General features: G+C 73.3%; 11 protein-coding genes. 1 reads left to right on the top strand and 10 read right to left on the bottom strand.

The window, feature by feature from the left end:
• Nucleotides 1-125 precede the first annotated feature (125 nt).
• From tsaD to glmS, 7 genes are read right to left on the bottom strand one after another with little or no spacing between them, the layout of a single operon-like run.
• Complete coding sequence (gene tsaD, locus MTP13_RS09500; RefSeq protein WP_243567490.1) at nucleotides 126-1,178, bottom strand: tRNA (adenosine(37)-N6)-threonylcarbamoyltransferase complex transferase subunit TsaD; 1,053 nt, start codon at nucleotides 1,176-1,178, stop codon at nucleotides 126-128.
• Nucleotides 1,175-1,732 carry a ribosomal protein S18-alanine N-acetyltransferase gene (gene rimI, locus MTP13_RS09495; RefSeq protein WP_243567489.1) on the bottom strand — a complete coding sequence of 186 codons (558 nt, stop codon included), beginning with the start codon at nucleotides 1,730-1,732 and terminating at the stop codon, nucleotides 1,175-1,177. The genes tsaD and rimI overlap by 4 nt, the downstream gene beginning before the upstream one ends.
• Nucleotides 1,729-2,349 (bottom strand): tRNA (adenosine(37)-N6)-threonylcarbamoyltransferase complex dimerization subunit type 1 TsaB, encoded by a 621-nt coding sequence (gene tsaB / locus MTP13_RS09490; RefSeq protein ID WP_243567488.1) that lies wholly within the window; start codon nucleotides 2,347-2,349, stop codon nucleotides 1,729-1,731. The genes rimI and tsaB overlap by 4 nt, the downstream gene beginning before the upstream one ends.
• A 48-nt stretch (nucleotides 2,350-2,397) precedes the next feature.
• A complete protein-coding gene (gene tsaE / locus MTP13_RS09485; protein WP_424221767.1) occupies nucleotides 2,398-2,952 on the bottom strand; it encodes a tRNA (adenosine(37)-N6)-threonylcarbamoyltransferase complex ATPase subunit type 1 TsaE in 555 nt (184 codons plus the stop codon).
• Complete coding sequence (alr, locus tag MTP13_RS09480) at nucleotides 2,952-4,076, bottom strand: alanine racemase (protein WP_243567487.1); 1,125 nt, start codon at nucleotides 4,074-4,076, stop codon at nucleotides 2,952-2,954. The genes tsaE and alr overlap by 1 nt, the downstream gene beginning before the upstream one ends.
• Entirely contained in the window at nucleotides 4,073-4,441 is a 369-nt protein-coding gene (locus tag MTP13_RS09475; RefSeq protein WP_243567486.1) for a holo-ACP synthase, read from the bottom strand. Before MTP13_RS09475 ends, alr begins: the two co-directional genes overlap by 4 nt.
• A 48-nt stretch (nucleotides 4,442-4,489) precedes the next feature.
• The gene (gene glmS / locus MTP13_RS09470; RefSeq protein ID WP_243567485.1) at nucleotides 4,490-6,340 is read right to left on the bottom strand and encodes a glutamine--fructose-6-phosphate transaminase (isomerizing); all 1,851 of its coding nucleotides are present in this window, start codon (nucleotides 6,338-6,340) and stop codon (nucleotides 4,490-4,492) included.
• Nucleotides 6,341-6,419: 79 nt separating this feature from the next.
• On the opposite strand from glmS, the gene coaA reads away from it, so the two are divergent.
• Complete coding sequence (coaA, locus tag MTP13_RS09465) at nucleotides 6,420-7,376, top strand: type I pantothenate kinase (protein WP_243567484.1); 957 nt, start codon at nucleotides 6,420-6,422, stop codon at nucleotides 7,374-7,376.
• A gap of 120 nt (nucleotides 7,377-7,496) precedes the next feature.
• On the opposite strand, the gene glmM is transcribed toward coaA, so the two are convergent.
• From glmM to rplM, 3 genes are read right to left on the bottom strand one after another with little or no spacing between them, the layout of a single operon-like run.
• A complete protein-coding gene (glmM, locus tag MTP13_RS09460; protein ID WP_243567483.1) occupies nucleotides 7,497-8,858 on the bottom strand; it encodes a phosphoglucosamine mutase in 1,362 nt (453 codons plus the stop codon).
• A 21-nt stretch (nucleotides 8,859-8,879) separates the two neighbouring features.
• Nucleotides 8,880-9,365: a 30S ribosomal protein S9 gene (gene rpsI / locus MTP13_RS09455; protein WP_189083736.1), complete on the bottom strand. Its 486-nt coding sequence runs from the start codon at nucleotides 9,363-9,365 to the stop codon at nucleotides 8,880-8,882.
• Between the two features lie 38 nt (nucleotides 9,366-9,403).
• Nucleotides 9,404-9,850, bottom strand: coding sequence for a 50S ribosomal protein L13 (gene rplM / locus MTP13_RS09450; RefSeq protein WP_189083735.1), 447 nt, complete (start codon nucleotides 9,848-9,850; stop codon nucleotides 9,404-9,406).
• Nucleotides 9,851-9,885 lie beyond the last annotated feature (35 nt).

Here is a 9,885-nt window from a genome sequence, read left to right as displayed (position 1 = left end):
CGTGCGCGGCTGCCCGGTCGCGCCCCTGCAGGCGCAGTTTCCCCCCGAGGCATCCGGCCTCTCCCGCAAGCCTAGCGCGGGCCTCTGCCGCGCGCGAGGGCCGGAGGGCCGCCTGGACGGCCGCCTCAGGCCTGGATCTCGGTGACCGGCAGCGTCGAGTCGGCGCCGAAGCCGAGCGTCGACGGCTCGTGCCCGCCCATGATGAGCTGCGCGCCGAGCGCCGCGATCATCGCCCCGTTGTCGGTGCAGAGCGACAGCGGCGGGATGCGCAGCTCGATGCCGGCCGCCGCCGCGCGTTCGGCGGCGAGCTCGCGCAGCCGGGCGTTCGCGATGACGCCGCCGCCGAGCAGCAGGCGCGGGACGCCCAGCTCGCGGCACGCGTCGACGGCCTTCGCGGTCAGCACGTCGACCACGGCCTCGCGGAAGCTCGCCGCGACATCGGCGACCGGCACGGGCTCGCCGGCGGCCTCGCGCTGCTCGACCCAGCGGGCGACCGCGGTCTTCAGGCCCGAGAAGCTGAAGTCGTAGCGGTGCCGCTCGAGGTCCTTCGGCTTCGTCAGGCCACGGGGGAAGCGGATGGTGGCGGGGTCGCCGCCGACGGCGGCGCGATCGATCTCCGGGCCGCCCGGGTAGGGCAGGCCGAGCAGCCGGGCCACCTTGTCGAAGGCCTCGCCGGCCGCGTCGTCGATGGTCTCGCCGAGCAGCTCCACGTCCGAGACGAGGTCGCGCACGAGCAGCAGCGAGGTGTGCCCGCCGGAGACGAGCAGGGCGATCGTGGGCGTCTCGAGCGGGGCCGCCGTGTCGAGCAGATCGGCGCCGACGTGCCCGACGAGGTGGTTCACCGCGTAGATCGGCACGCCGAGCGAGACGGCGAGCGCCTTCGCGGCGCCCACGCCGACCATGAGCGCGCCGGCGAGCCCCGGTCCGCTCGTGACCGCGACCGCGTCGAGCTCGTCGAGGGAGACGGATGCCTCGGCGAGCGCCTGCCGGATCGTCGGCTCGAGAGCTTCGAGGTGCGCCCTCGCGGCGACCTCGGGCACGACGCCGCCGTACCTGGCGTGCTCGTCCATGGAGGAGGCGATCGTATTCGCGAGCAGCTCGGTGCCGCGGACGATGCCGACGCCGGTCTCGTCGCAGCTCGTCTCGATGCCGAGCACGAGCGGGGCGCTGCGGTTCACGACGGGGTCTCCTCGATCGGGTCGGTCGGGCGGGCGTCCTCGGCCGGGCGGGCGTCGGCCGGACGGGTGACGGGCTGGGGCACCTCGAGGCGCATCAGCACCGCGTCGACGCCGTTCCGGTAGTAGCGGGGCCGTACGCCGAGCTCCGTGAAGCCGAGCGAGGCGTAGAGGCCGCGGGCCACGGGGTTGTCGGCGCGGACCTCGAGGAAGACGTGCACCGCGTCGCGGCGACGCGCCTCGGCGATGAGCGCCTGCATGAGCACCCGGCCGAGGCCCGTGCCCCGGTGGCCGGGCTCGACGGCGATGGTCTGGATGTCGCCCTGCCCGCTCCCCCGCGGTGCGAGCAGTCCGGCATAGCCGAACACGGCGTCGGGCACGGCATCCGCCTCGGCCTCGGCCTCGCCGTCGACCGCGACCAGGTAGAAGCCGTGATCGCTCGCGAGCTCGCGGCGCATCGCGTCCTCGGGCCAGGCGTCGTCGGTGAACGTGTCGCGCTCGAGCCGCATGATCGCGCCGAGGTCGCCCGGGCGGGCGCGGCGGAGCAGCACGCTCACCGGGTCACCCGCTTGCCGGCGGACGGCGTCACGTCGGGCTCGCGCAGGTAGATCGCCGTGTCGTCGGCGAGGGGCAGCCGCCGGGCCGCGAAGGCCAGCTCGGCGAGCATGCCGATGCCGCCGGCCGGCACCTCGGCGGCATCGATCCGCACGCCGTCGAAGGCGGGCACCTCGTCGCGCGGCACGAGCACGGGGCCGGCGGTGCGCACCGGCAGGCCGTCGCCGTCGAGCCCGAGGTACTCGGAGACGGCGAGCTCGCGGCGGCGCGCGTCGGTCACGACCTGGACGGCGGCGGGTCCGCCCGTCGTCAGCTGCGCCCAGGCGACGGCGTCGTGGCTCGGCACGGGCACGAGCGGGCGGCCGATGCCGATCGCGAAGGCGCGTGCGGCGGCGATGCCGACCCGGAGGCCCGTGTACGGCCCGGGGCCCATGCCGACCGCGACGCCGGAGAGCTGCGCGGGGGCGACGCCCGCGGCCGCGAGCGTCTCGGCGATGAGCTCGCCGATGACCTCGGCGTGCCGCATCGCGTCGGCGGTGCCGCGCTGGTCGAGCACGCCGCCGTCGCGATCGACCACGGCGACGCTCGTGCCGGCCGAGGTGTCGATGGCGAGGAGCATGCCTCCAGCCTATTCGCCCGCGCGGGCCGCCCCTCCCGGCCCCGCCTTTCAGAACTCAGGAGCAGTTCGACCGGCATCCCCGCGATTCGGGGCGGGACGCGCGGGCTCGTCCCACGTATCGGCCGGATGTTCCTGAATTCTGTGAAGGAGGGGGCCGCGGAGGGTGAGGGTGCGGGGCTCGTCGGCCTCGAGGTCGAGCTCGGCCGGCGGTGCGCCGTCGGCGCCGGTGCGCCGCTCGATGACGACCTCGAGCCAGGCCGGGTGCGACTCGTCGACGAGGCCGGCGGCCCACTCCGCCACGACGACGGAGCCGTCGAAGTCGAGGTCGAGGTCGTCGAGTTCGAGCGCATCGCTCAGCCGGTACGCGTCGACGTGCACGAGCGGCGCGCCGCCGACGAGGCTCGGGTGGGTGCGGGCGAGCACGAAGGTCGGGCTCTGCACGGGGCCGCGGATGCCGAGGCCCTCGCCGATGCCGCGGGTGAGCGTCGTCTTGCCGGCTCCGAGCGGGCCGGTGAGCAGCACGAGGTCGCCCGCGCGCAACACGGCGCCGAGCCGGCGGCCGAACGCCTCCATCTGCTCGGTGTCGGCGATCTCGAGCCGCATCACGCGCCGCCGAGGTACCCGCGCGGAACGCGCGGGCCGATCCGGGTGACGATCTCGTAGCCGATGGTGTCGGCGGCGACGCCCCAGTCGTCGGCCGAGGGGGCGCCGGTCGCCGGGTCGCCGAAGAGCACGACCTCGTCGCCGACCTCGACGGCGTCGTCGCCGACGTCGACGAGGAACTGGTCCATCGCGATCCGGCCCACGACGGGGCGCCGGGCGCCCGCGAGCAGCACCTCGCCGCGGCCGGAGGCCTGCCGCGGGATGCCGTCGGCGTAGCCGAGCGGGACGAGCGCGAGCGTCGTGGGGCGCTCGGCGCGCCAGGTGTGCCCGTAGGAGACCCCGTCGCCCGCGGCGATGCGCCGCACCGCGGCGACGCGGCCGCGGAGGGTCATCACCGGCACGAGGCCGAGCTCGGCCGAGGTCGTCCCATCGGCGAAGGGCGGGATGCCGTAGCAGGCGATGCCGAGCCGGACGAGGTCGTAGCGGGCCTCGGGACGGGTGAGCGCCCCGGCGGTCGAGGCGATGTGCCGGAGCTCGGGCCGGAGGCCCGCCGCCCCGGCCACGGCGAGCGCGCGCTCGAAGGCGGCGAGCTGGGCGGCGTCGGCCTCGGCCGAGGTGTTCGCGAGGTGGCTGAAGACGCCGCGGATGCGGACGAGGCCCGCCCGTTCGAGTTCCGCGGCCGCGGCGACCGCGCCCGCCCACTCGTCGGGCTGGACGCCGTTGCGGCTGAGGCCCGTGTCGATCTTCAGGTGCACCGACGCGGGGCGGCCGGCTGCGCGCGCGGCGTCCGCGGCGCGGTGCAGCTGCGCCTCGGCGGACAGCCCGAGGTCGATGCCGGCCGCGATCGCCGGGCCGAAGTCGGCGCCGGGATCGTGCAGCCAGGCGAGGATCGGCGCGTCGATGCCGGCGGCGCGAAGCTCGAAGGCCTCGCCGAGGTCGGCGGTGCCGAGCCAGGCGGCCCCGCCGGCGAGCGCCGCGCGGGCGACGGGCACCGCGCCGTGGCCGTAGGCGTCGGCCTTCACGACGGCCATCGCCGGCGTGCCGAGCCGCTCGGCCAGGGTGCGCACGTTCGCGGTCACGGCGTCGAGATCGATCAGCGCCTCGCGGAAGGGTCGCTCCGTCATCCGCCCGCTCCCCCGCTCCGTTCGAGCACCACGAAGGCGCTCGCGATGCCGGCGTCGTGGCTCATCGAGAGGTGCAGCGCGTCGATGCCCAGGGCCTCGAGGTGCGCGGCGAGCCCGCCGGTGACCTCGAAGCCCGGGTTGCCGTCGGCATCCTGCACGACCCGCATCTCCTGCCAGCGCAGCACCGCGTGCCCACCGAGGGCCTTGATGAGCGCCTCCTTCGCCGCGAATCGCGCCGCGAGCGAGCGCGGCGAGCGGCCGCGTTCGCTCTCGGCGAACAGACGCTCGACGAGGGCGGGGGTGCGACGGATCGACCGCTCGAAGCGGTCGAGATCGACCACGTCGATGCCGATGCCCGCGATCATCCGCGTGCTCCGTCGCTCACACAGCCCCCGTCGTTCATGCGCTCCCGGTCACTCCACCGTCACGGACTTCGCGAGGTTCCGCGGCTGGTCGACGTCGAGGCCCTTGGCCTGCGCGAGCTCCATCGCGAACACCTGCAGCGGCACCACCGCGAGCAGCGGCTCGAAGAGCGGCGCGGCGAGCGGGATGCGGATGACCTCGTCGGCGAAGGGCAGCACGGCCGCGTCGCCGGCCTCGGCGATCGCAATGACGCGGGCGCCGCGAGCGCGGATCTCCTGGATGTTCGAGACGACCTTCGGGTGCAGGCTGTTCGGGTGACGCGGGCTCGGCACGACGACGAACACCGGCTGACCGGGCTCGATCAGGGCGATCGGCCCGTGCTTCAGCTCGCCGGCGGCGAAGCCCTCGGCGTGGATGTACGCGAGCTCCTTGAGCTTCAACGCACCCTCGAGGGCGATCGGGTAGCCGACGTGGCGGCCGAGGAAGAGCACCGAGCGGGTGTCGGCCATCCAGTGCGCGAGCTGCGCGACCTTCTCGGACTCCTCGAGCACCGAGGCGAGCTTCTCGGGCACCGCCTGCAGCTCGTGCAGCTGCACGGCGAGCTCGCCGGCGGTCAGGGTGCCGCGCACGCGCGCGAGGTGCAGGCCGAAGAGGTACAGCGCGGTGATCTGCGCGACGAACGCCTTCGTCGACGCCACGGCCACCTCGGGACCGGCGTGCGTGTAGACGACCGCGTCCGACTCGCGCGGGATGGTGGCGCCCTGCGTGTTGCAGACCGAGACCGTCTTCGCGCCCATCTCGCGGGCGTACTTCACGGCCATCAGCGTGTCCATCGTCTCGCCGGACTGGCTGATGGAGAGGACGAGGGTGTCCTGCTCGATGACCGGCTCGCGGTAGCGGAACTCGTGGCTCAGCTCGACCTCGACGGGCACTCGCGCCCACTGCTCGATCGCGTACTTCGCGACGAGGCCCGCGTAGGAGGCGGTGCCGCAGGCGACGATCGTGATGCGGCGGACGGCCCGCAGCTCCTCGTCGCCGAGCGCCTCGAGCTCGGGGATGACGACCTGCTCGTCGGCGATGCGGCCGCGCACGGTGTTCGCGACGGCGTCGGGCTGCTCGGCCACCTCCTTGCGCATGAACGAGGACCAGCCGCCCTTCTCCGCGGCGGAGGCGTCCCAGGCGACCTCGAAGGACTCGACCTCGACCGGTGCGCCCTCGAAGTCGGTGACGCGCACCTCGTCGGCGGTGAGCTCGACGATCTGGTCCTGGCCGATCGCGACGGCGCGCTTCGTGAACTCCACGAAGGCGGCGACGTCCGAGCCGAGGAAGTTCTCGCCCTCGCCGAGGCCGAGCACGAGGGGCGAGTTGCGGCGCGCACCGACGACGAGCCCCGGCTCGTCGCGGTGCACGGCGAGGAGCGTGAACGCGCCCTCGAGGCGCTGCACGGTCGCGCGGAAGGCGGCGCGCAGGTCGCCGGTGCGGCGAACCTCGCGGCCGAGCAGCACGGCCGCGACCTCGGTGTCGGTCTCGGAGGCGAAGGCGAAGCCCTCGTCGAGCAGTTCCTGCTTCAGTTCGGAGAAGTTCTCGATGATGCCGTTGTGGATGAGCGCGAGCCGGCCCTCGTCGGCGAGGTGCGGGTGGGCGTTCGCGTCGGTCGGGCCGCCGTGCGTCGCCCAGCGGGTGTGCCCGATGCCGGTGCCGCCCGCTTCGAGGGGCTGCTGCTCGAGCGCATCGGCGAGGACCTTCAGCTTGCCGGCGCGCTTCGCCGTGGCGAGCTCGCCCTCGGCGCCGATGATGGCCACCCCGGCCGAGTCGTAGCCACGGTATTCCAGGCGGCGCAGGCCACCCATGAGGACGTCGACGCTCGAACGGGCGCCCACGTATCCGACGATTCCACACATGCGCACGATCCTAGCGGCGAGATCCTGGACGAGCGCCGCACGGTCGGGCCCTGCCCGCGGCCCTCACTAGACTGTGCGGGTGCCGGACCAGCATCACGCCGCGTCGAACGCCCAGCAGCTGTCGCCGTTCATCGAGCTCGACCGCTCCGACTGGGCTGCGCTGGCGCCGTCGATGCCCTCGCCGCTCCAGGAGACCGAGCTCGTGCAGCTGCGCGGGCTCGGCGAGCCCCTCGACCCCCGCGAGGTCGCCGAGGTGTACCTGCCGCTGTCGCGGCTGCTGAACCTCTACGTCGGCGGCACGAAGGCGCTGCACAAGGTCACCAGCGAGTTCCTGCGGGAGCGCTTCGCGCCCACCCCGTTCGTCATCGGCGTCGCCGGATCGGTGGCGGTCGGCAAGTCGACGATCGCGCGACTGCTGCGGGAGCTCCTCGCACGCTGGGAGCACACGCCCCGGGTCGAGCTCGTGACGACGGACGGCTTCCTCTTCCCGAACGCCGAGCTCGAGCGCCGCGGGCTGATGGCCCGCAAGGGCTTCCCGGAGTCGTACGACCGGCGCGCCCTGCTGCGCTTCGTGAGCGAGGTGAAGGCCGGCGCCGCCGAGGTGCGCGCCCCGTTCTACTCGCACCTCGCCTACGACATCGTGCCGGACGCGCAGATCACCGTGCGCCGGCCCGACGTGCTCATCGTCGAGGGCTTGAACGTGCTGCAGCCGCCGGGGCCCGGCCATCGCCTCGCCGTGAGCGATCTCTTCGACTTCACGATCTACGTCGACGCGCGCACGAGCGACATCGCGCGCTGGTACGAGGAGCGCTTCCTCAAGCTGCAGCGCGGCGCCTTCGCGAACCCGCGCTCGTACTTCCACCGCTACGCCGCCCTCTCCGAGGAGGAGGCGCGTCAGCGCGCTCGGGAGATCTGGCACGCGATCAACGAGCCGAACCTCCTGCAGAACGTGCGCCCGACGCGTTCGCGGGCCTCGCTCGTGCTGCGCAAGAGCGCCGACCACACCGTGTCGAGCGTCCTGCTGCGCAAGCTCTGAACGCCGCTCCCGCGCCGGAACGGCGGCGGCTCCGAAACGGCGAATCGCCCGCTCCCCTCGGGGAACGGGCGATTCGCGATGGCGGCGACGGATGCCTCGTCGGCACCCGCGCGGCGCGGATCAGCGGGCGAGCTCGACGCTCACGACCTCGGCGAGCGTGGCCGCGTGCCGATCGGCCTCGGCCTGCTCGGCCGCCTCGACCATGACGCGCACCATGGGCTCGGTGCCGCTCGGCCGCAGCAGCACGCGACCGGAGTCGCCGAGCTCGGCCTCAGCGGCGGCGACCGCCGCGGCGATGCCCGCGCTGTCGTGCAGGGCGTGGTGGTCGACGTCGCGGACGTTCACGAGCACCTGCGGGTACACGCGCATCACGGAGGCGAGCTCCGCGAGGGACTTGCCCGTGCGCGCGAGCTCGGCCGCGAGGTGCAGGCCGGTGAGCACGCCGTCGCCGGTCGTGGCGAACTCGCTCATGATCACGTGCCCCGACTGCTCGCCGCCGAGGGCGTAGCCGCCGGCCGTGAGCTCCTCGAGGACGTAGCGGTCGCCGACCTTCGTCTCGACGATGCGGATGCCGTGCTCGGCCATCGCGCGCTTCAGGCCGAGGTTCGACATCACGGTCACGACGAGGGTGTCGTCGACGAGCTTGCCGCGCTCCTTCATCGACACCGCGAGGATCGCCATGATGCGGTCGCCGTCGATGACGTTGCCCTCGGCGTCGACGGCGAGGCAGCGGTCGGCGTCGCCGTCGTGCGCGATGCCGAGATCGGCTCCGTGCTCGACGACGGCGGCCTGCAGCGGCCCGAGGTGCGTCGAGCCGACGCCGTCGTTGATGTTGATGCCGTCGGGGTCGGCGCCGATCACGATCACCTCGGCGCCCGCGTCGCGGAACGTCTCCGGGGAGACGCCGGCAGCGGCGCCGTGGGCGCAGTCGAGCACGACCTTGAGCCCGTCGAGACGGTGCGGCAGCGTGCCGAGCAGGTGCACGACGTAGCGGTCCTCGGCGTCGGCGAAGCGGCGGATGCGGCCGACGCCGTCGCCGACGGGGGCGAGCTTCTGCTTGCCGAGATAGCTCTCGATGCGGTCCTCGACCTCGTCGGGGAGCTTCGTGCCGCCGAACGAGAAGAACTTGATGCCGTTGTCGGGCGCCGGGTTGTGCGACGCCGAGATCATCACGCCGAAGTCGGCGTCGATCGAGTCGATGAGGAACGCGGTCGCCGGGGTCGGGATCACGCCGGCGTCGAGGACGTCGACCCCGCTCGAGGCGAGGCCGGCCGCGACGGCGGCGGTGAGGAACTCACCCGAGACGCGAGGGTCCCGCGCGACGACGGCGACGGGACGTCGCCCGGCCGCGCGGTTCTCCTCCGCGTGGCGTCCCTGGGTGAGGACGGCAGCAGCCGCCTGAGCGAGGCCCAGGGCCAGGTCAGCCGTGAGTTCACGGTTGGCCAGGCCCCGGACCCCGTCGGTTCCGAATAGCCGAGGCATGCGGAAAGTCCGGCGAAGCGATTAACGCTTCGAGAACTGCGGAGCCTTGCGCGCCTTCTTGAGACCGGCCTTCTTGCGCTCGATGACGCGGGCGTCGCGCGTGAGGAAGCCGGCCTTCTTCAGGGTCGGGCGGTTGTTCTCGCGGTCGATCTCGTTGAGCGCGCGAGCGATCGCGAGACGCAGCGCGCCGGCCTGGCCCGAGGGGCCGCCGCCGGTGATGCGGGCGATCACGTCGTACGAGCCGTTGAGCTCGAGCACGGTGAAGGGGTCGGTGATGAGCTGCTGGTGGAGCTTGTTCGGGAAGTAGTCCGCGAACTCGCGGCCGTTCACCTTGATGCCGCCGGCACCCGGGACGACGCGCACGCGCGCGATGGCCTGCTTGCGACGGCCGACGGCCGCGCCCGAGACGTTCAGCACGGGGCGAGCGGCGGCGGGGGCCTCAGCCGCGGCACTCTCGGTCGTGTAGCTCTCGGGAGCCTGGTCGATCTGGTCTGCGATCTTCGCCATGGTGGTAATGAGTCCTTTTCGAGAAGTCGAGGGGGCGCTTACTGCGCGACCTGGGTGAGGGTGTACGGCTTCGGCTGCTGAGCCGCGTGCGGGTGCTCCGGGCCGGCGTAGACCTTCAGCTTCTTGAGCTGGGCCCGACCGAGCGAGTTCTTCGGGAGCATGCCGCGGATCGCCTTCTCGACGGCGCGGACGGGGTTCTTCTCGAGGAGTTCGGCGTACCCGACGGCCTTGAGGCCGCCCGGGTAGCCCGAGTGGCGGTAGGCCTTCTTCTGCTCGAGCTTCTGGCCGGTGAGGGCCACCTTCTCGGCGTTGATGATGATGACGAAGTCGCCGGTGTCGACGTGGTTGGCGAAGATCGCCTTGTGCTTGCCGCGGAGCAGGGCGGCGGAGTGGCTGGCGAGGCGGCCGAGCACGATGTCGGCGGCGTCGATGACGAGCCAGTCGCGCTGGATCTCGCTCTGCTTCGGGGTGTACGTACGCGTCACGGGAGTGCTGCTTTCTGTATCGAGTGAGAGGTTCG

The sequence above is a fragment of the Agromyces soli genome (genome assembly GCF_022811605.1).
In the GTDB taxonomy this organism is placed as follows: domain Bacteria; phylum Actinomycetota; class Actinomycetes; order Actinomycetales; family Microbacteriaceae; genus Agromyces; species Agromyces soli.
The sequence above is the reverse complement of the archived record's forward strand: the minus strand, read 5'-3'. Positions and strand labels throughout refer to the sequence as shown.

What these genes read in the sequence shown, in the direction of transcription:
- tsaE (WP_424221767.1), bottom strand. Translation starts at nt 2,952, where the DNA reads ATGCGGCTCGAGATCGCCGACACCGAGCAGATGGAGGCGTTCGGCCGC.
- glmM (WP_243567483.1), bottom strand. Translation starts at nt 8,858, where the DNA reads ATGCCTCGGCTATTCGGAACCGACGGGGTCCGGGGCCTGGCCAACCGT.
- alr (WP_243567487.1), bottom strand. Translation starts at nt 4,076, where the DNA reads ATGACGGAGCGACCCTTCCGCGAGGCGCTGATCGATCTCGACGCCGTG.
- tsaB (WP_243567488.1), bottom strand. Translation starts at nt 2,349, where the DNA reads ATGCTCCTCGCCATCGACACCTCGGCCGGCACGAGCGTCGCCGTGGTC.
- rpsI (WP_189083736.1), bottom strand. Translation starts at nt 9,365, where the DNA reads ATGGCGAAGATCGCAGACCAGATCGACCAGGCTCCCGAGAGCTACACG.
- glmS (WP_243567485.1), bottom strand. Translation starts at nt 6,340, where the DNA reads ATGTGTGGAATCGTCGGATACGTGGGCGCCCGTTCGAGCGTCGACGTC.
- MTP13_RS09475 (WP_243567486.1), bottom strand. Translation starts at nt 4,441, where the DNA reads ATGATCGCGGGCATCGGCATCGACGTGGTCGATCTCGACCGCTTCGAG.